The sequence below is a fragment of the Streptomyces sp. NPDC060002 genome (assembly GCF_042737245.1).
Taxonomy (GTDB): Bacteria; Actinomycetota; Actinomycetes; order Streptomycetales; family Streptomycetaceae; genus Streptomyces.
The window spans coordinates 1-22,130 of the sequence record NZ_JBHWUW010000005.1 but is presented as its reverse complement, the minus strand read 5'-3'; the positions used below and the strand labels follow the sequence as shown (position 1 = coordinate 22,130).

Below are 22,130 nucleotides of genomic sequence, written 5' to 3'. Positions count from 1 at the left end.
TGAAGACACCTGTTGGAGACACCTGCAGGCACCTGCTCAGCACCACACCACCGGGAGTGCCAGTGGCACGCGTCGTAGTCGACGTCATGCTCAAGCCGGAGATCCTCGACCCCCAGGGCCAGGCGGTGCAGCGCGCACTGCCGCGGCTGGGTTTCGAAGGCATCTCCGACGTACGTCAGGGAAAGCGATTCGAACTGGAAGTTGACGGGCCGGTCGACGAGGCCGCCCTCGCCCGCATCCATGATCTTGCGGAATCCTTCCTCGCGAACACCGTGATCGAGGACTTCACCGTCAAGGTCGAGTCGGAAGAAGCAGTCGCGGGAGCCGCGAAGTGACCCCTCGTATTGGCGTCGTCACTTTCCCGGGCAGCCTCGACGACCGGGACACTGCGCGTGCGATCCGACTCGCGGGTGCCGAACCCGTCGCTCTCTGGCACAAGGACAAGAACCTCCATCAGGTGGACGCCGTGGTGCTGCCCGGTGGTTTCTCCTACGGCGACTATCTGCGCGCCGGAGCCATCTCCCGCTTCTCGCCGGTGATGGAGAGCGTCATCGAGCAGGCGAAGGCCGGTCTTCCCGTCCTCGGTATCTGCAACGGCTTCCAGATCCTCACGGAGGCCCACCTGCTTCCCGGCGGGATGCTCGGCAACGACCACCTCCACTTCATCTGCCGCGACCAGAAGCTGCGGGTGGAGAACGCGGAGACCGCCTGGACCGCCGACTACGAGGCGGGCCAGGAGATCCACATCCCGCTGAAGAACATGGACGGCCGGTACGTCGCCGACGAGTACACCCTCGACAAGCTCGAGGCCGAGGGCCGGGTCGCCTTCCGCTACCTGGACGTGAACCCCAACGGCAGCCTCCGTGACATCGCCGGCATCACCAACGAGGCCGGCAACGTCGTGGGCCTCATGCCGCACCCGGAGCACGCCGTCGAGCCCCTCGTCGGGTCGGGCCGCACCGACGGTCTCCCGTTCTTCACCTCGATCCTCAAGAAGCTGGTCAACGCATGAGCCGGACGCCTCTGGACACGGTCGAGCACGCGGCCGAGACCCCCGACGTCGAGCTGCCCTGGGCCGAACTCGGTCTGAAGAAGGACGAGTACGAGCGCGTCGTGGAGATCCTCGGCCGCCGGCCCACCGGCGCCGAACTCGCCATGTACTCCGTCATGTGGTCCGAGCACTGCTCGTACAAGTCCTCCAAGGTCCACCTCCGCCAGTTCGGTGAGAAGGCCCCCCAGTCCGACGCGCTGCTCGTGGGCATCGGCGAGAACGCGGGCGTCGTCGACGTCGGCCAGGGCTACGCGGTCACCTTCAAGGTCGAGTCGCACAACCACCCCTCGTACGTCGAGCCCTACCAGGGCGCGGCCACGGGCGTGGGCGGCATCGTCCGCGACATCATCGCGATGGGCGCGCGCCCGGTCGCGGTCGTGGACCCGCTGCGCTTCGGCGCCGCCGACCACCCCGACACCAAGCGCGTCCTGCCGGGCGTCGTCGCCGGCATCGGCGGCTACGGCAACTGTCTGGGCCTGCCGAACATCGGCGGCGAGGTCGTCTTCGACGCCTGCTATCAGGGCAACCCGCTGGTCAACGCCGGTGCCATCGGCGTGATGCGGCACGAGGACATCCACCTCGCGAAGGCTTCCGGCCCCGGCAACAAGGTCATCCTCTACGGGGCCCGGACCGGCGGCGATGGCATCGGCGGCGCGTCGATCCTCGCCTCCGAGACCTTCGACGACGCCAAGCCGTCGAAGCGCCCGGCCGTGCAGGTCGGCGACCCCTTCCAGGAGAAGCTCCTCATCGAGTGCACCCTGGAGGCCTTCAAGGAGAAGCTCGTCGTCGGCATCCAGGACCTCGGCGCGGCCGGCCTGTCCTGCGCCACGTCCGAGCTGGCCTCCAACGGCTCCGGCGGCATGCGCGTCACCCTGGACGACGTACCGCTGCGGGACTCCACGCTCTCGCCCGAGGAAATCCTCATGAGCGAGTCGCAGGAGCGCATGTGCGCGGTCGTCGAGCCGTCGAAGGTCGACCGGTTCCTGGAGATCTGCGACAAGTGGGACGTCATCGCGACCGTCATCGGTGAGGTGACCGACGGCGACCGGCTGGAGATCTTCTGGCACGGCGGCAAGATCGTCGACGTCGACCCGCGGACCGTGGCCCACGACGGCCCGGTCTACGAGCGCCCCTACGCCCGCCCGGAGTGGCAGGACGCCCTCCAGGCGGACGACGCGAACAAGCTGCCCCGGCCGACGACCGGCGCCGAGCTCAAGGACCAGGTGCTCGCGCTGGTCGCCTCGCCCAACCAGGCGTCCAAGAAGTGGATCACCTCGCAGTACGACCACTTCGTGCAGGGCAACACCGTCCTCGCGCAGCCCGAGGACTCCGGCATGATCCGGATCGACGAGGAGACCGGCCTCGGCGTCGCCATCGCGACCGACGGCAACGGCCGGTACGCCAAGCTCGACCCGTACGCGGGCGCGCAGCTGGCCCTCTCCGAGGCCTACCGGAACGTCGCGACGACCGGCGCCAGGCCGCTCGCCGTCTCCGACTGCCTCAACTTCGGCTCGCCCGAGGACCCGGCGGTGATGTGGCAGTTCGCGGAGGCCATCCGTGGCCTGGCCGACGCCTGCCAGCAGCTGGGCACCCCGGTGACCGGCGGCAACGTCTCCCTCTACAACCAGACGGGCGAGGTGGCCATCCACCCCACCCCGGTGGTGGCCGTGCTCGGTGTGATCGACGATGTCGCGCGCCGCACGCCGGTCGCCTTCCAGGAGGAGGGCCAGCTGCTCTACCTCCTGGGCGACACGCGTGAGGAGTTCGGCGGCTCGGCCTGGTCCCAGGTCGTCCACGACCACCTCGGCGGGCTGCCCCCGAAGGTCGACCTGGAGCGGGAGCGGCTGCTCGCCGAGATCCTGATCTCCGCCTCCCGCGACGGCATGATCGACGCCGCGCACGACCTGTCCGACGGCGGTCTGATCCAGGCGGTCGTCGAGTCGGCGCTGCTCGGCGGCAGGGGCGCGCGGCTGGTCGTACCGGACGGGCTCGACGCCTTCACCCTGCTCTTCTCCGAGTCGGCGGGCCGTGCCGTGGTGGCCGTCCCGCGCTCCGAGGAGCTCCGCTTCAACGACATGTGCGGGGCGCGCGGCCTGCCCGTCACCCGCATCGGTGTCGTCGACGGCGACACGGTCGAGCTCCAGGGCGAGTTCGAGCTGTCCCTGGAGGAGCTGCGCAAGGCCCACGAGGAGACCATCCCGGCCCTGCTCGCGTAAGCACCCAAGGCACAAGGCACAAGGCACCCAAGCACCCGAGGCGCCTGTACGGCGGTGAAGGCCTCGCCCGTTCCCACGGGCGGGGCCTTCGTCGTGACCGTCACCCGGTCGCGCGGACGGGACGGCCCCGGTGTCACAGGCGACCACTAGGCTCACCGCCATGCCCCCGGCCAGGAAGCGCACGCGCGCGTACGACCCCGCCAAGATCCGTGCCGCGGTCACCGCGCAGTTCGGCAACGTGAGGCGGGCCGTGGCGACCCTCGGCCCCGAGCAGCTGGCGCTGCCCACGCGGCTGGCGGGCTGGACCGTACGGGACCTGGCCGCGCACGTGACCATGGCGGTGGCGACCGTCGGCCGCAACCTCGACCGGGACGAGCCTTCGAAGGCGGACCTCACGCTCCTCGAGTGGCCGTTCGCCACCGCCTCCCGGGCCACCGACATCGGCGACGGCACCCGGGACCTCGCCGCGGGCAACCCCGACCTGAACGCCCTGTTCGCCCGCACCGAGGAGCGCTTCGCCGAGGCCCTCGCCACCGCCCCCGGCGGCCGCCTCCTCGCCGCCCGCACCGGAGCGATGACCCTCGCCGACCACCTCGTCACCCGGACCGTCGAACTCGTCGTCCACACCGACGACCTGAACGCGGCCGTCCCCGGCCTGGACATCCCGTACGACCGCCAGGCGCTCGCCGCCGCCACCCGGCTCCTCGCCGACGCCCTCGCCGCCAGGGCGCCCGGCGGCGCGACGGAGGTGCGGATCCCGCCGTACGCCGTCGTGCAGTGCGTCGAGGGCCCGCGGCACACCCGGGGCACCCCGCCCAACGTCGTCGAGACCGACCCGCTGACCTGGATCCGGCTGGCGACGGGCCGGGTGACCTGGCCGGAAGCCGTCGCGCAGGCGAAGGTCGCGGCGAGCGGCGAGCGGGCCGACCTCACGGCACTGCTGCCCCTCATGTCCTGAATCCGACCCCGGGTGGAACCGACCGCCCCACCCGCCCCGTCGAACCGGCATGTACCGGCAGAGGCACAGCCCTACGCACACGTACAAGCAGCGCATGACGCTGACCGCGGCCGTCCTGCTCATCCCGCTCGCCGCGGCCTGCGGCAGCGAGAAGGCGGACGGTGAACAGCCCGGCAGCGGGGCGGTGAGCGCCGAGCAGCCTGTCACCGGGGTCCGCTGGAACGTCGACAGCGTCACCGTGGACGGCACCACCCACCGCGCCCCGTCCGGCGCGCACGTCGAGATCCGGGACGGCAAGGCGGCGGGCAGTTACGGCTGCAACAACTTCACCGCCAAGGCCGCCGTCGAGGGCGACCGCATCCGGTTCAGCGACGCCAGGTCGACCAGGATGGCCTGCGCGGACCAGCCCATGGACTTCGAGCGCACGCTGGCCGGCACCCTCGCCGAGGGCGCCCTCAGCACCGAGGTCGACGGCAGCACGCTGACGCTCGCCACGGCCGACGGCGATCAGGTCCTGCTGACCAGGAAATGACATCCGGCCGGCTCCCCGGCCCCGGTGGACCGCGCCCGCCGACCCCAATGGTGTGCGACACCTCACTCGCGCATGCGGAACGGCCGCCCGGGCAGTCGCCCCGCGGCCCGTCCAACCATCCAATGGATCACCACATCCAGCCATTGACCTGCGGAAATGAATGGATCTTGGAGGTAATGGCCGACAGGTGATCGAGTTACCGGCGGGTATCCCCAATTCGGACCAGTGGTCGATCTCGCCTACACTCGGTGGCGTGCCACGTGGTGACGGTCGACTCAGTCATGATCTGCTCCCCGGCGAGAAAGGACCCCAGGACGCTTGCGGCGTCTTCGGAGTCTGGGCTCCCGGTGAAGAGGTCGCCAAGCTCACTTACTTCGGGCTCTACGCCCTCCAGCATCGAGGCCAGGAATCCGCGGGGATCGCGGTCAGCAACGGCTCCAAGATCCTCGTCTTCAAGGACATGGGCCTCGTGTCCCAGGTCTTCGACGAGACCTCGCTCGGTTCGCTCCAGGGTCATATCGCGGTCGGACACGCCCGCTACTCGACCACCGGCGCCTCCGTGTGGGAGAACGCCCAGCCGACGTTCCGTGCCACCGCGCACGGCTCCATCGCGCTCGGTCACAACGGCAACCTCGTCAACACCGCCCAGCTCGCCGAGATGGTCGCCGACCTGCCCAAGCAGGAGGGCCGCACCTCGCGCGTCGCGGCGACCAACGACACCGACCTGCTCACCGCGCTGCTCGCGGCCCAGGTCGACGAGGACGGCAAGCCGCTGACCATCGAAGAAGCGGCCCACCAGATCCTTCCGCAGGTCAAGGGCGCCTTCTCGCTCGTCTTCATGGACGAGCACACCCTCTACGCCGGCCGCGACCCGCAGGGCATCCGCCCGCTGGTCCTCGGCCGCCTGGAGCGCGGCTGGGTGGTCGCCTCCGAGTCCGCCGCCCTCGACATCTGCGGCGCCGCCTACGTCCGTGAGATCGAGCCCGGCGAGTTCATCGCCATCGACGAGAACGGACTGCGCACCTCCCGGTTCGCGGAAGCGAAGCCCAAGGGCTGTGTCTTCGAGTACGTGTACCTGGCCCGCCCGGACACCGACATCGCCGGCCGCAACGTGTACCTCTCCCGCGTGGAGATGGGCCGCAAGCTCGCCAAGGAAGCGCCGGTCGACGCCGACCTGGTGATAGCGACACCGGAGTCCGGCACCCCCGCCGCCATCGGCTACGCCGAGGCCTCCGGCATCCCCTTCGGCGCGGGCCTCGTGAAGAACGCGTACGTCGGCCGGACGTTCATCCAGCCGTCACAGACCATCCGCCAGCTCGGTATCCGCCTGAAGCTGAACCCGCTGAAGGAAGTCATCAAGGGCAAGCGCCTGGTCGTCGTCGACGACTCGATCGTGCGCGGCAACACCCAGCGGGCCCTGGTCCGCATGCTCCGCGAGGCGGGCGCGGCCGAGGTCCACATCCGGATCTCCTCGCCGCCCGTGAAGTGGCCCTGCTTCTTCGGCATCGACTTCGCCACCCGCGCGGAGCTCATCGCCAACGGCATGACCATCGAAGAGATCGGCACCTCCCTGGGCGCCGACTCCCTCTCCTACATCTCCATCGACGGCATGATCGAGGCGACCACCATCGCCAAGCCGAACCTCTGCCGCGCCTGCTTCGACGGCGAGTACCCGATGGAGCTCCCGGACCCCGAGCTGCTCGGCAAGCAGCTCCTGGAGACCGAGCTGGCCGCGGGTCCCGCAGCCACGGCCGCGGCTGACGCCATCCGTCGCCCGTAGCGCCGCAGAGCCCCGTTTCACCAACCGAAAGATCCCAGGCAATGTCTTCTGTGTCCGATCAGTCCCCTCCGGTGACGGGCAGTGCTTCCGGTGCGTCCTACGCGGCTGCCGGAGTCGACATCGAGGCGGGCGACCGCGCCGTAGAGCTGATGAAGGAGTGGGTGAAGAAGACGCAGCGCCCCGAGGTCCTCGGCGGCCTCGGCGGTTTCGCCGGCCTCTTCGACGCCTCCGCCCTCAAGCGTTTCGAGCGTCCGCTGCTCGCCTCCGCCACGGACGGCGTGGGCACCAAGGTCGACATCGCCCGTCAGCTGGGCGTGTACGACACCATCGGCCACGACCTGGTCGCCATGGTCATGGACGACATCGTGGTGTGCGGCGCCGAACCGCTGTTCATGACCGACTACATCTGCGTCGGCAAGGTCCACCCCGAGCGGGTCGCCGCCATCGTCAAGGGCATCGCCGAGGGCTGTGTGCTCGCCGGCTGCGCCCTGGTCGGCGGCGAGACGGCCGAGCACCCGGGTCTGCTGGGCGAGGACGACTTCGACGTGGCCGGCGCCGGTACGGGCGTCGTGGAGGCCGACCGGCTGCTCGGCCCGGATCGTATCCGCACGGGTGACACGGTGATCGCCATGGCGGCCTCCGGCCTTCACTCGAACGGGTACTCCCTGGTCCGGCACGTCCTGCTGAAGCAGGCCGGGCTGTCCCTCGAGGCGCGGATCGACGACCTCGGCCGCACCCTCGGCGAGGAACTCCTGGAGCCCACCAAGATCTACTCGCTGGACTGTCTGGCGCTCACCCGCACGACGGACGTCCACGCCTTCTCGCACATCACCGGCGGCGGTCTCGCGGCCAACCTGGCCCGGGTGATCCCGGACGGGCTGCACGCCGTCGTGGACCGCTCCACCTGGACCCCTGCCCCGATCTTCGACCTGGTCGGCAGGACCGGCTCCGTCGAGCGTCTGGAGCTGGAGAAGACCCTGAACATGGGCGTCGGCATGATGGCGATCGTGCCCGAGGAGTCCACGGACGTGGCCCTGGCGACGCTGGCCGACCGCGGCGTGGAGGCCTGGGTCGCCGGCGAGATCACCGAACGCGGCGCGCACACGACGGGCGCGGAGCTGGTCGGGGACTACGCGGGCTGAGAACCGAGCGGGCCCGCCACCGGGCAGGCTCGTGATCGGGTAGGCAGCACAAGACCCGGCCGGTGACCGAAGTCACCGACCGGGCGGGTGCTCAGTACAAGGTCAAGCGCCGCGACGATGTTGCGAAGAGTCCTCGCCGTCATCCTCGTCGTCGGCCCCGTACAGCTCGGCGTACCGTGCGTACGGGTCGTCGTCTTGCTCATCGTCATCGTCATCGTCCTCGAATGGCTCACCATTCGGCGGAATATTCGATGGCGATGCGCCCAGCTCTTCGGCCAGGCGTGAGAGATCTGTCCCGCCGCTGTTGTACTTCAGCTGGCGGGCGACCTTCGCTTGCTTGGCCTTGGCCCGGCCGCGCCCCATGGCTCGACCCCCTCAACGACGGGGCTCGACGGCCCCAGGTTGACACGCGTTCATGATCCAGGACGGTCCCTCCGTGGAGAGCCCGTCGTAGGGCTCCCACGGTACCTGAGCCCACGCCCGTACGGTACGTCGCCCGTGGCACGCGCGTGTGCGCAGCACCGTTCGGTCGCCCCGTCCTTGCTGGTCAGTGGCGATTTTAACCACTTATCGGCGGCCGACCCGCCGGGAAGAGTGAGAGTTCTCTCCAACTTTCCACCCGGCGGTACCGCCGCAACCCCCGGGCGAGTCGCCGCGGGGCCGTGCGCGAGGGTCACCAGCCGCGCGCCCGGGCGGCTTCGTGCATCCGCTGCTCGGCGATCCGGTCGGCCGCCGCGGCCGGCGGAATCCCGTCCTCCTTCGCACGTGCGAAGATGGCGAGCGTGGTGTCGAAGATCTTCGCGGCCTTCGCCCTGCACCGCTCGAAGTCGAAACCGTGCAGTTCGTCGGCGACCTGGATGACCCCGCCTGCGTTCACCACGTAGTCCGGCGCGTAGAGGATCCCGCGGTCGGCCAGGTCCTTCTCCACGCCCGGGTGGGCGAGCTGGTTGTTGGCCGCGCCACAGACGATCTTCGCCGTCAGCACCGGCACGGAGTCGTCGCTCAGCGCACCGCCGAGCGCGCAGGGCGCGTAGATGTCGAGCCCGTCGATCCCGATCAGGCGCTCGGTGTCGGCGACCACGTCCACCGAAGGGTGCTTGTCGGCGATCCGCCGCACCGCTTCCTGGCGCACGTCCGTGATCACGACCTGGGCGCCCTCCTCCAGCAGGTGCTCCACCAGGTGGTGGCCGACCTTGCCGACGCCTGCGATGCCGACGGTACGGCCCCGCAGCGACGGGTCGCCCCACAGGTGCTGGGCGGAGGCCCGCATGCCCTGGTAGACGCCGAAGGCGGTCAGCACGGACGAGTCGCCGGCCCCGCCGTTCTCCGGCGAGCGCCCGGTCGTCCAGCGGCACTCGCGCGCCACGACGTCCATGTCGGCGACATAGGTGCCGACGTCGCAGGCGGTCACGTACCGACCGCCGAGCGAGGCCACGAAACGTCCGTACGCGAGCAGCAGCGCCTCGGTCTTGATCGTGTCGGGATCGCCGATGATCACGGCCTTGCCGCCGCCGTGGTCCAGGCCGGCCATGGCGTTCTTGTACGACATCCCGCGCGCGAGGTTCAGCGCGTCGGCGACGGCCTCCGCCTCGGTCGCGTACGGGTAGAAGCGGGTACCGCCGAGGGCGGGGCCCAGAGCGGTGGAGTGGAGGGCGATGACGGCCTTGAGGCCGCTGGCGCGGTCCTGGCAGAGCACGACTTGCTCATGACCGCCCTGGTCCGAGTGGAACAGGGTGTGCAGTACATCAGCAGGTGCGCCGGATACGTCGGTCACTGTGGTGACTCCCGGGTGTCTAGCGGCGATCGGGACGCAGGCACCGTAAGGGTGGCGGGGCCTGTGGACTGAGAGTAGAGCCTGCGTGGCCCGCCGCTCTCGCAGTGTTGGGGATCACCTTCTCCCGGAGTACCGCCGTGGGACGATTCGCAGGGTTTCCCGGTCGGCCGAAGGGGGAGGGAGCAGGCGTGCCCAAGGTGTCCTCGGTGATCGTTCCGTACGCGGTCTATCTGCGCGTGTACGAGCCGCTGGCCGCCTTCTCCGAGCCCGAGCGCACCCACTGGACGCGCTACGCCGGCCGCCCCGACCTCCCCTCCTACCAGGACGAGCTGCGCCGTTCGCTGGCCGACCTGCTGCCCACCCCGCCGGTCGCGGTGCCCGTGCACGAGAGCGGCGACGCGTTCCTGGCCCAGGTGGGCGGAGTGCTCTGCGTCTGTCCCTGGCGTACCCGGCTGCGCGGCTGGCTGGCCCTGGCGGAGCTGGACGACGAGCTGCCCCGGCCGGTCCTGGACGCGGCGCTGCCCGAGGTCGTGCGCCTGGAGGCCGCCAAGGACCACGAGCGGTGGCTGGAACGCAACCCCGACGCCCGCCCGTGGATCCGTACGGCCGTCTGGCAGGTGCCGCTCAACTGGTTCGTGCTCGTCTCCGACGAGGAGCGGCAGTACGAGAAGGGGACGGCGGCGGTGGCCCCCGTGCTGCGCTACCGCACACCGATGGTGCAGGCGCGGCGCCGGGTGGCCCGGTCGCTGCGGACGCTGAAGGACGCCATGGACGAGGGGCCGCTCATCGAGGGCCTGGTGGACGTGGGCCGCTGGCTCGAGGAATTCCACCCGCGTTCGCTGGTGGAACTGGATTACGGCGGTCTGGTGCACGTGCTGCCGGCGGGTGATCTGGAGGACGATCACTCGGCGAAGGACGTGGCCGAGGGGATCGAGGCGCTGCGGGTCGGGGACGGCGCGGCGGCGGGCGAGGCGTACGGGCGGCTCGTGGAGCGGTGGCGCTCGGTGCGGGAGCGGCGCTCCGCGAACTGACGGCCGCCGTGCGTTCACGGCCGCCGACTCGGCCCGCTTGCTGTGAACTGACGATGTGACAGACGCGACAGCCGCCCTCGTCAGTGACCTGCGTCACGGCCGTGAAGCAGTGGAACAGCGTACGGTCAACCGCACTTCACGGAACTGACGGGACGTAGGTCCCGATCCGGGCTTATGTCGCAAGGGTGATGGAACGCACGTACGCGGCCCTTGCGTCGCTTGCCCCTCCTCGTGCCAAAATAGGACAAGGAGTCCGGGGAGGGCTCCGTCCGCCTGCTTATGCTCCACTGTGGGGGGAAACCTCGGCATTGCAGCGCTTTGGGGGGTCTGATGCCTCCTGATCGTCCTGTGACTGATCGTCACAGTGGCGTGACTGTCCGCTATGGCATGGTCCATCGGCTTCCGTCGCCGATGAACACCTGGGGGGCAATTCCATCGGTTTGGCCGACGCGGCTGGACAGATGGTGTAGTTGTAGTGCCGAGGACAAGCCGTTCGTCCTATAACCGACTCGACTCGCGTCCGCCATTTCGGGCAACGCGGGTCAAGGTGCAGAATTTAGAGGAAAGAACCGAGAAGGTTCGGTTCTCCCGAGGAGGCCGCTCATGACCGCTCGCACCCCTGATGCTGAGCCGCTGCTGACCCCGGCTGAGGTCGCCACGATGTTCCGCGTCGACCCTAAGACGGTCACGCGGTGGGCGAAGGCCGGCAAGCTCACGTCGATTCGTACGCTCGGCGGACACCGCCGTTATCGCGAGGCTGAGGTCCGCGCACTGCTTGCGGGTATCCCGCAGCAGCGCAGCGAGGCCTGAACAAGTGAATAACCGGGCAACACGTCAGGTCCCCCAACCTGTGCGGACGCCCGAAACCTAGCTACAAGCGACGTGGGTCCTGCCCCAACAGGCCCCTCGCCCACGGGAGCGTCGTCGATCGCGCTGGACTCCGCCGGGTCCAGCGCGATCTTTTTTGTGCGCTTGGGACTGGTCGAGGGCGCTCGGCGGGTCGTATCAGGTGGCTCTGTGAGCGGGCTTGTCGGAGTCTGGGGAGGCTCTGGGAGGGTTCCTGGGGGCATCCTCCGGAGTGGTGCAATTGCACATATAAAATTGACCAGTTGTAGGAGCCTGGTAAGAACCCGGGTTTTCAAAACTCATGCCGTGATACCCGTCACATGCCAGGAGCCTTGTTGCCTCTGGCTCATGTGCGCTAGAGGAGGCTCACGTTCCAGCGCCCCACGCGGGTACGGCTGTTGGCGGGCGCGGACGCGGGCGCGGACGCGGGCGCGGACGCCGGCCCGGCCGGAGGCCGAACGAGCCCGGGTCACGCTGTCGAGAGGCTCTCGCCCTCCACGGCCCCCTGGGGGGCCTCCACGCCCTGTGGAGCGCCGCCCATCGCCAGCCGCAGTAAGCGGTGGCAGATCGGGCAGTGGCGGGCCGGATGCCGGTGGGGGGTCGCGGCCGACAGGTGCGCGCGAAGCAGTGCACGCGTCTCGTGCCTGACCGATGCCGCCATGCCCCACCCTCCGTCGGGGCCACGCGGGAACGGGCCCTGGCTTCTGGGGTACCGGCGGAGAGTGGCGACGTCAAGAGACCGGCGGACAACGTCCGGAGGACAACGCAAAGAGCCCGGATCCGAAGATCCGGGCTCTTTGCCGTTCGTTCACTGCGGTCCTGACGGGATTTGAACCCGCGGCCTCCACCTTGACAGGGTGGCGAGCACTCCAAACTGCTCCACAGGACCAGGTTTTGCGGCACTTGATGTTGCGTTGCGCTGCGAGAAGGACTGTACAGGAGGGTGAGCCCACCGGTCGAACTCACCCTCCGTGCGGGAGCCGTTACGGTACCGCCGCGTCGATCGCCTTCACGATCCGCTTGTCGGAGACGGGGTACGCCGTGCCCAGCGCGTGGGCGAAATAGCTGACCCGGAGCTCCTCGATCATCCAGCGGATGTCCAGGACCTGCTGGGGAACCGGCCGGCCCTGCGGCAGCTGCTCCAGCAGCCACGCGTACTCGTCCTGCATCTCGTGGACCTTCTCCATGCGGCTGGTGTCCCGCTGGACGCCGGTCGGCATCTGCTGGAGGCGCCGGTCCACGGCCACCAGGTAGCGCATGAGGTCGGGCAGGCGGCGCAGCCCCGCCCAGGTCACGAAGCCGGGCTTCACGAGGGCGTCCAGCTGTTTCCGTACGTCGGCCAGGTTCGCGAGCAGCACGGGGCTGCGGACGCCCTTCAGGCGGCGCTCACAGGCCTGCCAGGCGGCCAGGACCTGCTGCACCTGCCCGACCGTCCGTACCGTCGTGTCGACGATCTCCGCGCGCACCTTGTCGTAGAGCTTCCGGTACGACTCCTCGTCCCAGGCCGGACCGCCGAAGTCGGCGATCAGCCGGTCCGCCGCCGCCATCGCGCAGTCGTCGAACAGAGCCTGGATCGAACCGTGCGGATTCGCGGACAGCGCGAGCTTCTGGGCGTTCGTCAGCTTCTCGGATGCGAACTTTGCCGGGTTGACCGGAATGGTGCGCAGGATCAGCCGACGCGTGCCCTTCCACATCGCCGCCGCCTGCTCCGCCTCCGTGTCGAAGAGGCGCACGGACACGGTGTCCCCGTCGTCGACGAGCGCCGGGTACGCCTTCACCGGCTGGCCGGCGCGGCGGGTCTCGAAGACGCGGGCGAGTGAGCCGATCGTCCAGTCCGTCAGGCCCGAGCGCTCCAGGGACTCGCCGCCCTGCCGTTCGGCGATGGCCGCGGCCGCCTGCGAGATGGCCTGCCTCGCCTTCGGTTTCAGCCGGAGCTTCAGGGGCTCGAGCTCCTTGTCCTCGGCCAGGTTGCGGCGCCGCTCGTCGACGATCCGGAAGGTGATCCTCAGATGGTCGGGGAGCCGCGACCAGTCGAAGTCCTCGGCCTCGAACGGGACGCCGACCATGCGCTTCAGCTCACGCGCCATGGTCGTCGTGAGCGGCTCCTGAAGAGGCACCGCCCGGTCCAGGAAACGCTTCGCGAAGTTCGGCGCCGGTACGTAGTGGCGGCGGATCGGCTTGGGGAGGGAACGGATCAGCTCCGTGACGACCTCCTCCCGCAGGCCCGGGATCTGCCAGTCGAAGCCCTCGTCCGTGACCTGGTTGAGGACCTGCAGCGGGATGTGGACGGTCACGCCGTCCGCGTCCGCGCCCGGCTCGAACTGGTACGTGACCCGGAACTTCAGCTGACCCTGCCGCCAGGAGTCCGGATAGTCGGCCTTGGTGACCGCCTCCGCCGACTCCCGGATGAGCATCTCCCGCTCGAAGTCCAGGTGATCGGGCTGCTCGTGCCGCTTGTGCTTCCACCACGAGTCGAAGTGCGCGCCGGACACGACGTGTTCGGGCACCCGCTGGTCGTAGAAGTCGAACAGGGTCTCGTCGTCCACCACGATGTCCCGGCGCCGGGCGCGGTGCTCCAGCTCCTCGACCTCGCTGAGGAGCCGGCGGTTGTCGGCGAAGAACTTGTGGTGCGTGCGCCAGTCGCCCTCGACCAGCGCGTTGCGGATGAACAGGTCGCGGGAGGTCTCCGGGTCGATCCGGCCGTAGTTGACCTTCCGCTGGGCGATGATCGGGACGCCGTACAGCGTGACCTTCTCGTCCGCCATCACGGCCGCCTGGTCCTTCTCCCAGCGCGGCTCGCTGTACGTCCGCTTCAGCAGGTGCCCGGCGAGCGGCTCGACCCACTCCGGCTCGATCCGCGCGTTGACGCGGGCCCAGAGGCGGCTCGTCTCCACCAGCTCGGCGGACATCAGGAAACGCGGCTGCTTCTTGAAGAGGGCCGAGCCCGGGAAGATCGCGAACTTGGCGCTCCGCGCGCCCAGGTACTCGTTCTTGTTGCCGTCCTTCACGTCCTTCATGCCGATGTGCGAGAGCAGCCCGGCGAGGAGCGAGACATGGACACTCTGCTCGGGCGCGTCGTCCTCGTTCAGATGGATGCCCATCTGTTTGGCGACCGTGCGGAGCTGCGTGTAGATGTCCTGCCACTCGCGGATGCGCAGGAAGTTCAGGTACTCCTGCTTGCACATACGCCGGAAGGAGGAGGAACCCCGCTCCTTCTGTTGCTCGCGGACGTACCGCCACAGGTTGAGATAGGCGAGGAAGTCGCTCGTCTCGTCCTTGAAGCGGGCGTGCTGCTGGTCGGCCTGGGTCTGCTTGTCGGCCGGTCGCTCACGCGGGTCCTGGATGGACAGCGCGGCGGCTATCACCATGACCTCGCGCACACAGCCGTTCTTGTCGGCCTCCAGGACCATGCGGGCGAGGCGCGGGTCGACGGGCAGCTGGGCCAGCTTGCGGCCGGTCTGGGTGAGCCGCCGGCGGGGGTCCTTCTCGGACGGGTCCAGCGCGTTCAGTTCCTGGAGCAGCTGCACCCCGTCGCGGATGTTGCGGTGGTCCGGCGGGTCGAGGAAGGGGAACTTCTCGATGTCGCCGAGGCCCGCCGCGGTCATCTGGAGGATGACGCTCGCCAGGTTCGTACGGAGGATCTCCGCGTCCGTGAACTCCGGACGGGCGAGGAAGTCGTCCTCGTCGTACAGCCGGATGCAGACGCCGTCGCTGGTCCGGCCGCAACGGCCCTTGCGCTGGTTGGCGCTGGCCTGCGAGATCGCCTCGATGGGCAGGCGCTGGACCTTGGTGCGGTGGCTGTAGCGGCTGATGCGGGCGAAGCCGGGGTCGATCACGTACTTGATGCCCGGGACGGTCAGGGACGTCTCGGCCACGTTCGTCGCCAGAACGATCCTGCGGCCCGTGTGCTGCTGGAAGACCCGGTGCTGCTCGGCGTGCGAAAGCCGGGCGTAGAGGGGCAGCACCTCGGTGAAGCGGTACTTCTTCTTCTCCAGCGCGTCGGCCGTGTCCCGGATCTCCCGTTCACCGGAGAGGAAGACGAGGATGTCGCCCTTCCCCTCGCCCATGAGCTCCTCCACGGCGTCGGTGATCGCGGTGATCTGGTCGCGGTCGACGTCCTCGGAGTCCTCTTCGAGGAGCGGACGGTAACGGACCTCCACCGGGTACGTCCGCCCGCTGACCTCGACGATCGGGGCGTCGCCGAAGTGCCGGGAGAAACGCTCCGGGTCGATGGTCGCGGAGGTGATGACGACCTTGAGGTCCGGGCGGCGGGGGAGCAACTGGGCGAGATAGCCCAGCAGGAAGTCGATGTTGAGGGACCGCTCGTGGGCCTCGTCGATGATGATCGTGTCGTAGGCGTGCAGCTCACGGTCGGTCTGGATCTCCGCGAGGAGGATGCCGTCCGTCATCAGCTTCACGAAGGTGGCGTCCGGATTCACCTGGTCGGTGAACCGCACCTTCCAGCCGACGGCCTCGCCGAGGGGCGTGGCGAGTTCCTCGGCTACGCGCTCGGCGACGGTGCGGGCGGCGATCCGGCGGGGCTGCGTGTGCCCGATCATGCCGCGGACACCGCGCCCCAGCTCGAGACAGATCTTGGGGATCTGGGTGGTCTTGCCGGACCCGGTCTCACCGGCGACGATGACGACCTGGTGATCACGGATGGCGGCCGCGATCTCGTCCTTCTTCTGGCTGACCGGGAGCTGCTCGGGGTACGAGACGGCGGGTACCCGGCCGCGCCGCAGCACCATCCGCTCCTCGACCCGGGCGACCTCCGCCTCGATCTCGGTGAGGACGGCGGCACGGGCTTCCGGCTTGCGGATCTTGCGCGCGCCTTCGAGCCTGCGCCCGAGCCGGTGCGCGTCGCGCAGTGACAGCTCGGTCAGGCGGGGGGCGAGGTCGCCGAGGGCGGGAGTGCCCGGTGCGGTGGCGCCGGGAGTGGGGTGCGTAGACATACGCGATCCAGGATCTCATCTCGGCGAAAGAAGGGGCGAGTGCTTTTGGGGCCGCCTCGTCCTTCGCGCAGCGACAAAAACCCCCTCCGGTCACCCGGAGAGGGTCTTCGTTCTTGTGGCTGGGGCCGGGGTCGAACCGGCGACCTATCGCTTTTCAGGCGATCGCTCGTACCAACTGAGCTACCCAGCCACGAGGTTTCACGTGAAACCTCAGCGGTCCTGACGGGATTTGAACCCGCGGCCTCCACCTTGACAGGGTGGCGAGCACTCCAAACTGCTCCACAGGACCCAGCTGTTGTGTACGACAGTGTCGCACACGGTGTTGCGTGCCCCCAACGGGATTCGAACCCGTGCTACCGCCTTGAAAGGGCGGCGTCCTAGGCCGCTAGACGATGAGGGCTATCGGCCCGCCTGGGCGCTTCTCAGCGCGTCGGGGACGTCATGAGCATATGGGATGGCGGGGGGTATCGCCAAAACGGTTTACGGGGTCGTCCTGGAAGGGGTTCCGGACGGGCCGGTCGAGGGGCTGAGCGGCGGGCTGGGGGAGGGGGTCGGGGAGGGGCTCGGGGACGGTACGGCTCCCGGCAGGTTCTCCTTCGGGAGGTGGCGGCTGACCTCGGCCGTCGTCAGGCCCAGACCGCCGAGTTTGATCTCGTCCCAGGCCTGGAGGCGACGGGTGTCGCGGTCGAAGTAGAGGATCGACGCCTCGATGGGGTCCGGGTACTTGCCCTCGACGGCACGCAGGCCGCTGCCGCCCGTGGAGCCCTCGACGCGCAGTCGCGTGCCCTTCTTCATGACCTCCATGTCCTCGTGGTGGAGATGGCCGGCCAGCACGAGGGGCACCTCACCGTCCGTGCCCCGGGCGGCGGCGGGCTCGTGGGCGACGGCCACGTCCGCCGGGGTGCCGGCGGTCCGCTGGGCGCGCAGGGCCCCGGCCAGCCGGGCGCCGGCCGTCTCCTGGGACTCCTCGGCGCCGGACGCGGCGGAGCGGTCGGGGGTGAACTGGGGGTCGCCGATGCCCGCGAAGCGCAGCCCGGCGAGGGTGACCGCGCGGCCGTCGTCCAGGACGTGCACGTTCTTCATGCCCTCCAGGTAGCGCTGGGTGACGAGCGAGTCGTGGTTGCCCCTGACCCAGACGTACGGCGCGCCCAGCGTGGCGATGGGGTCCAGGAAGCCGTTCTCCGCCGCCGAGCCGTGGTCCATCGTGTCGCCGGAGTCGACGATCACATCGACCTTGTACTGCTCCACGAGCGAGGCGATGATCTTCCAGCTCGCGGGGTTCAGGTGGATGTCGGACACATGCAGGACACGGACCGTGGTCGGGTCCGGCTGGAAGGCGGGGAGCGTGGAGGTCACGTCGTAGAGCTTGGTCACGTTGGTGACCAGGCGGGCGAGCTCCTGCTGGTAGACGTCGAACTCGGTGACGATGCTGCGCGCGTTGCCGACGAGCGAGGGCGCGGAGGAGAGCAGGCCCGAGAACCGCGGTTCCAGCACCGACTTGGGGTTCCAGGTGGCGTACGCGGTCGCGCCCGAGGCGGCCAGCAGGGTGAGGGCGAGACCGCCGGCGGCGAGGGCGCGGCGGGGGCGGCGGTAGACGGCGAGGCCGAGCGCGGTGGCGCCGGAGACCACGGCGACGCAGGAGCGGAGCGCGAGGTCGAGGGTGCCGTGCTCGATGTCACGGGCGACCTCGTCCTGGAGGCCGGACAGACGTTCGGGGTGGTCGACGAGGGCCTGGGAGCGCTCGGGGTCGAGCTGGTCGACGTTCACGTCGAGGCGGACCGGGGCGATGTGGCTGTCCAGGCTGAGCGCGCCGAGCGGGGAAATGTTGATCTTCGTGCCGCCGGTGACGGACGGGCGCAGGGTCATCGTCGTGTTCATGGGGCCGACGGACACGCGGACGTCCCCGACGATCAGCAGGCCGAGCCAGGCGCCGAGGAGGACGACGGCGGTCAGGCCGAGAGCGCGGATCCAGGGGTTGGGCCGGGCGGCGAGTTCGGGGACGGGGTTCCCGCGCCCGGCGGGCTTGGGACGCTTCCGGACTGCGGTGGGGAGACGGGCGCGGACCATTGGTGCCCTATGCCCCGGTCCGGGCGTTGGTATGCGGACGGTTCGTGACCTCCCCCCGACCGCGTCGTACCGGACAATGGACCTGTGCTGGAGATGACGCGTGAGGAGTTCGAGGAACTGGTCGCCGAGGCGCTGGACCGGATTCCGCCGGAGTTGACGCGACTGATGGACAACGTCGCGGTGTTCGTCGAGGACGAACCGGCGGTGGACGATCCCGAGCTGCTCGGGCTGTACGAGGGGACTCCGCTGACGGACCGCGGGGAGTGGTACGCCGGCGTACTGCCGGACCGGATCACGATCTACCGGGGGCCGGCGCTGCGGATGTGCAAGACGCGGGAGGAGGTCGTCGCGGAGACGGAGGTCACGGTGGTGCACGAGATCGCCCACCACTTCGGCATCGACGACGCCCGGCTGCACGCCCTCGGCTACGGCTGAGCCGTACGGCACAGGGGCGCGCGTCGGCGCGTGTCTTCTTGCGGGCGCCGGGAGTTGGACAGGTCGACTCCCTGTGCCTGCCCCGGAGGTGGCCCCGTGCGCCCCTTGTACGTACCCGTTCGTCTGGCCGCGACGGTCATGGCCGTCGCCGCGGCCGCCGGCTGTATGAGCGTGGGGCACGAGGAGGGCGGCCGGCCCGAACCGTCGCACTCGGCGGGCCGGCGGGGAGGTGAGGTCCCGGGCGGGGTCTCGGCGGGCGCGGGGGGCGGCTTCGGGATGGGCGCGGCGGCCGGCGACGGCAAGCACGGGCACGGGAAGGGCGGCAAGGGCAGGGCGAGCGCCTCGGCGTCGGCCTCGGCCCCGCCGTCGGCGGGCCGGAGCGCGCCGGCCTCGGCGGGGGCGGTGCGGCCGGGGCGGAGCGAGCAGCCGGGGGCGCCGACGCCCACCGGGGCGCAGCCGCCCGCGCCCACGCGCTCGCCGGACCCGGAGCCGCCCGCGCCCACGCCGGAGCCGCCGTCGCCCGTGCCGGAGCCGACGGTCGCCGAGCCGTCGTCCTCGGCGCACGAGGGCGACGGAGGGCCGGCGGCGCAGCTGGGGGACCGGGAACCGGCGCCGGAGGCGGGCTCGCCCGCCTAGAGCAGGTGCTCTGTCCCGGGAGGCCGTCCGTCTCGCGCAGGCCTCTCGGATCGGGCCCGGCTCAGGTCCTTCGTCTCAGGCCCTTCGGTCGGCCCTTGGTTCGGCCCTTGGTCTCGGGCCCGAGAGGGCCGCTGAGCTGCGGTGATGAGACTCGGTTTGCCTTCGGTGGCCAGGGTGCTTATAGTGGTAGATCGTTTGATCCCATTTGCCCGGCGCCACCGCAGAGCGCGCCGTGTGGCGCGTACTCTCCCTTGCCGTGGCTGACCGCATAGAGGCGGTCGTAGTGCAATGCGAACACGGAGTTGACGGGCGCGTGCCGACTTGAGACTCCGGAAGGTTTCGCATTCGCATGTCCATTTTCAGTACTGATCACTCCGTCGTGTCCGAGAACAACGACGAGCCGATCAACCTCGAGGCGATCGAGGTCGCGGGGACCGTCGAGACGGCCGAGGCCGCGGCAGAGGTCGCCGAGGCCGTCGAGGCAGCCGTCGCCGAGACCCCCGAGACCCCCGAAGTCACCTTCTCCGCCCTGGGGCTCCCCGAGGGCGTCGTGCGCAAGCTCGCGCAGAACGGCGTGACCAGCCCCTTCCCGATCCAGGCCGCGACCATCCCGGACGCCCTGGCCGGCAAGGACATCCTCGGCCGTGGCCGCACCGGCTCCGGCAAGACCCTCTCGTTCGGTCTGCCGCTGCTGGCGTCGCTGTCCGGCGGCCACACCGACAAGAAGAAGCCCCGCGGCATCATCCTCACGCCGACGCGTGAGCTCGCGATGCAGGTCGCGGACGCGCTTCAGCCGTACGGCGACGTGCTCGGCCTGAAGATGAAGGTCGTCTGCGGCGGTACGTCCATGAGCAACCAGATGTACGCCCTGGAGCGCGGCGTCGACGTCCTCGTCGCCACCCCGGGCCGCCTGCGTGACCTCATCAACCGCGGCGCCTGCTCGCTCGAGAACGTCCAGGTCGCCGTGCTCGACGAGGCCGACCAGATGTCCGACCTGGGCTTCCTGCCCGAGGTCACCGAGCTGCTCGACCAGATCCCCGGCGGCGGCCAGCGCATGCTGTTCTCGGCCACGATGGAGAACGAGATCTCCACGCTGGTCAAGCGCTACCTGAGCAACCCCGTCACGCACGAGGTCGACAGCGCCCAGGGCAACGTCACGACCATGTCGCACCACATCCTGATCGTGAAGCCCAAGGACAAGGCGCCGGTCACCGCCGCGATCGCCTCCCGCAAGGGCCGCACCATCATCTTCGTCCGCACCCAGCTCGGCGCCGACCGTATCGCCGAGCAGCTGTGCGACTCCGGTGTGAAGGCCGACGCGCTGCACGGCGGTATGACGCAGGGCGCGCGCACCCGGGTGCTCGAGGACTTCAAGAAGGGCTACGTCAACGCGCTCGTCGCGACCGACGTCGCCGCCCGCGGTATCCACGTCGACGGCATCGACCTGGTCCTGAACGTGGACCCGGCCGGCGACCACAAGGACTACCTGCACCGCGCGGGCCGTACCGCCCGGGCCGGCCGCACCGGCACGGTCGTCTCCCTCTCGCTGCCGCACCAGCGCCGTCAGATCTTCCGTCTGATGGAGGACGCGGGTGTCGACGCCGGGCGTCACATCATCCAGGGCGGCACCGCCTTCGAGCCGGAGGTCGCCGAGATCACCGGCGCCCGCTCGATGACGGAGGTCCAGGCCGAGTCCGCGGGCAACGCTGCGCAGCAGGCCGAGCGTGAGGTCTCCCAGCTCACCAAGGAGCTGGAGCGTGCGCAGCGACGCGCGACCGAGCTGCGCGAGGACGCCGACCGTCTGGTGGCCCGCGTGGCGCGTGAGCGTGGCGAGGACCCGGAGGCGGCTGTCGTCGCAGCCGCCGAGGCGGTCGTGGAGCAGAACGCCGTGGTGGAGGCGCCGGCCGAGGCCGCGGTCTCCGAGCAGCCCGCCGAGCGTCCCGCGTACGAGCAGCCGCGTCAGCGCCGTGACGAGCGGGGCAACTACGAGCGCCGTGACGACCGCGGTGGCCGTTCCTTCGAGCGCCGCGACAACGACCGTGGCGGCTTCAACCGCGACGACCGCGGTGGCGCCGGCCGTGACCGCCGTGACGGCGAGCGTGGCGGGTTCCGCCGCGACGACCGCGGTGGCGCCGGCCGTGACGACCGTGGTGGCCGTTCCTTCGAGCGTCGTGACGACCGCGGTGGCTTCAACCGCGACCGCCGTGACGACCGTGGCGGCGCCGGCCGTGACGACCGTGGTGGCCGTTCCTTCGAGCGCCGCGACGAGCGTCCCGCGGGCGGCTTCAACCGTGACCGTCGCGACGACCGCCGTGACGACCGTCGTGACGAGCGTCCCTCCGGTGGCTTCCGCCGCGACGACCGTCCCGCGGGCGGCTTCAACCGTGACCGTCGTGACGAGCGCCCCTCTGGTGGCTTCCGCCGCGACGACCGTCAGTCGGGCGGCTTCAACCGTGACCGTCGTGACGAGCGTCCGTCCACCCACCGTGGCAGCGACCGTCCGTTCAACCGTGACCGTCGCGACGACCGTCCGTCCACGCACCGTGGCAGCGACCGTCCGTTCGGCCGCCGTGACGACCACCGCGGCACCGGCACCGGCACCGGCACCGGCTCCGGCACGACCGGCCGCCGCGACGACAAGCCGCGCTGGAAGCGCAACGGCTGACGTCGGCTCAGATGAGTGAACGCCGTGGCCCCCACCGAACATCGG

17 protein-coding genes and 4 tRNA genes are annotated in these 22,130 nt (G+C 70.0%); 12 read left to right on the top strand and 9 right to left on the bottom strand.

Annotation, left to right across the window (positions count from 1 at the left end; translation table 11 throughout):
* The first annotated feature begins 62 nt into the window (after positions 1–62).
* From purS to purM, 7 genes are all read left to right on the top strand, one after another.
* Positions 63–335 carry a phosphoribosylformylglycinamidine synthase subunit PurS gene (gene purS / locus ACFWBD_RS06755; RefSeq protein WP_020131278.1) on the top strand — a complete coding sequence of 91 codons (273 nt, stop codon included), beginning with the start codon at positions 63–65 and terminating at the stop codon, positions 333–335.
* Complete coding sequence (gene purQ, locus ACFWBD_RS06750; RefSeq protein WP_385663672.1) at positions 332–1,012, top strand: phosphoribosylformylglycinamidine synthase subunit PurQ; 681 nt, start codon at positions 332–334, stop codon at positions 1,010–1,012. Before purS ends, purQ begins: the two co-directional genes overlap by 4 nt.
* Positions 1,009–3,267, top strand: coding sequence for a phosphoribosylformylglycinamidine synthase subunit PurL (gene purL / locus ACFWBD_RS06745; RefSeq protein WP_385663669.1), 2,259 nt, complete (start codon positions 1,009–1,011; stop codon positions 3,265–3,267). The genes purQ and purL overlap by 4 nt, the downstream gene beginning before the upstream one ends.
* A 160-nt stretch (positions 3,268–3,427) precedes the next feature.
* Positions 3,428–4,225 carry a sterol carrier family protein gene (locus tag ACFWBD_RS06740; protein WP_385663666.1) on the top strand — a complete coding sequence of 266 codons (798 nt, stop codon included), beginning with the start codon at positions 3,428–3,430 and terminating at the stop codon, positions 4,223–4,225.
* Between the two features lie 94 nt (positions 4,226–4,319).
* A complete protein-coding gene (locus ACFWBD_RS06735; RefSeq protein WP_385663663.1) occupies positions 4,320–4,757 on the top strand; it encodes an META domain-containing protein in 438 nt (145 codons plus the stop codon).
* Between the two features lie 253 nt (positions 4,758–5,010).
* Complete coding sequence (purF, locus tag ACFWBD_RS06730) at positions 5,011–6,537, top strand: amidophosphoribosyltransferase (RefSeq protein WP_385663661.1); 1,527 nt, start codon at positions 5,011–5,013, stop codon at positions 6,535–6,537.
* Positions 6,538–6,578: 41 nt separating this feature from the next.
* Positions 6,579–7,679, top strand: a complete 1,101-nt coding sequence (gene purM / locus ACFWBD_RS06725; RefSeq protein WP_385663659.1) for a phosphoribosylformylglycinamidine cyclo-ligase — start codon at positions 6,579–6,581, stop codon at positions 7,677–7,679.
* 102 nt (positions 7,680–7,781) lie between these two features.
* On the opposite strand, the gene ACFWBD_RS06720 is transcribed toward purM, so the two are convergent.
* Together ACFWBD_RS06720 and ACFWBD_RS06715 are read right to left on the bottom strand one after the other, a co-directional pair.
* Entirely contained in the window at positions 7,782–8,042 is a 261-nt protein-coding gene (locus ACFWBD_RS06720; RefSeq protein WP_200726382.1) for a DUF3073 domain-containing protein, read from the bottom strand.
* A gap of 310 nt (positions 8,043–8,352) precedes the next feature.
* Positions 8,353–9,453, bottom strand: a complete 1,101-nt coding sequence (locus ACFWBD_RS06715) for a Leu/Phe/Val dehydrogenase (protein WP_385663656.1) — start codon at positions 9,451–9,453, stop codon at positions 8,353–8,355.
* A 188-nt stretch (positions 9,454–9,641) separates the two neighbouring features.
* On the opposite strand from ACFWBD_RS06715, the gene ACFWBD_RS06710 reads away from it, so the two are divergent.
* Both ACFWBD_RS06710 and bldC read left to right on the top strand, forming a co-directional pair.
* Positions 9,642–10,484: a hypothetical protein gene (locus tag ACFWBD_RS06710; protein ID WP_385663653.1), complete on the top strand. Its 843-nt coding sequence runs from the start codon at positions 9,642–9,644 to the stop codon at positions 10,482–10,484.
* A 603-nt stretch (positions 10,485–11,087) separates the two neighbouring features.
* Positions 11,088–11,294: a developmental transcriptional regulator BldC gene (gene bldC, locus ACFWBD_RS06705; RefSeq protein ID WP_003949541.1), complete on the top strand. Its 207-nt coding sequence runs from the start codon at positions 11,088–11,090 to the stop codon at positions 11,292–11,294.
* Between the two features lie 505 nt (positions 11,295–11,799).
* On the opposite strand, the gene ACFWBD_RS06700 is transcribed toward bldC, so the two are convergent.
* From ACFWBD_RS06700 to ACFWBD_RS06670, 7 genes are all read right to left on the bottom strand, one after another.
* Complete coding sequence (locus ACFWBD_RS06700) at positions 11,800–11,991, bottom strand: DUF6274 family protein (RefSeq protein ID WP_385663650.1); 192 nt, start codon at positions 11,989–11,991, stop codon at positions 11,800–11,802.
* Between the two features lie 153 nt (positions 11,992–12,144).
* Positions 12,145–12,219: transfer RNA gene (locus ACFWBD_RS06695), tRNA-Asp, on the bottom strand.
* Positions 12,220–12,313: 94 nt separating this feature from the next.
* Positions 12,314–16,282 carry an ATP-dependent RNA helicase HrpA gene (gene hrpA / locus ACFWBD_RS06690; protein ID WP_385663647.1) on the bottom strand — a complete coding sequence of 1,323 codons (3,969 nt, stop codon included), beginning with the start codon at positions 16,280–16,282 and terminating at the stop codon, positions 12,314–12,316.
* A gap of 116 nt (positions 16,283–16,398) precedes the next feature.
* Positions 16,399–16,472: transfer RNA gene (locus ACFWBD_RS06685), tRNA-Phe, on the bottom strand.
* Positions 16,473–16,496: 24 nt separating this feature from the next.
* Positions 16,497–16,571: transfer RNA gene (locus tag ACFWBD_RS06680), tRNA-Asp, on the bottom strand.
* Between the two features lie 38 nt (positions 16,572–16,609).
* Positions 16,610–16,682, bottom strand: a tRNA-Glu gene (locus tag ACFWBD_RS06675).
* A gap of 80 nt (positions 16,683–16,762) precedes the next feature.
* Positions 16,763–18,349: a metallophosphoesterase gene (locus ACFWBD_RS06670; protein WP_385663644.1), complete on the bottom strand. Its 1,587-nt coding sequence runs from the start codon at positions 18,347–18,349 to the stop codon at positions 16,763–16,765.
* Positions 18,350–18,433: 84 nt separating this feature from the next.
* Between ACFWBD_RS06670 and ACFWBD_RS06665 the strand changes: the two genes are divergently transcribed.
* The 3 genes from ACFWBD_RS06665 to ACFWBD_RS06655 all read left to right on the top strand — a co-directional run bounded on the left by ACFWBD_RS06665 (position 18,434) and on the right by ACFWBD_RS06655 (position 22,085).
* Positions 18,434–18,784, top strand: a complete 351-nt coding sequence (locus ACFWBD_RS06665) for a metallopeptidase family protein (protein WP_385663641.1) — start codon at positions 18,434–18,436, stop codon at positions 18,782–18,784.
* Between the two features lie 96 nt (positions 18,785–18,880).
* Positions 18,881–19,420 carry a hypothetical protein gene (locus ACFWBD_RS06660; protein ID WP_385663639.1) on the top strand — a complete coding sequence of 180 codons (540 nt, stop codon included), beginning with the start codon at positions 18,881–18,883 and terminating at the stop codon, positions 19,418–19,420.
* 349 nt (positions 19,421–19,769) lie between these two features.
* Positions 19,770–22,085, top strand: a complete 2,316-nt coding sequence (locus ACFWBD_RS06655; protein ID WP_385663636.1) for a DEAD/DEAH box helicase — start codon at positions 19,770–19,772, stop codon at positions 22,083–22,085.
* Positions 22,086–22,130 lie beyond the last annotated feature (45 nt).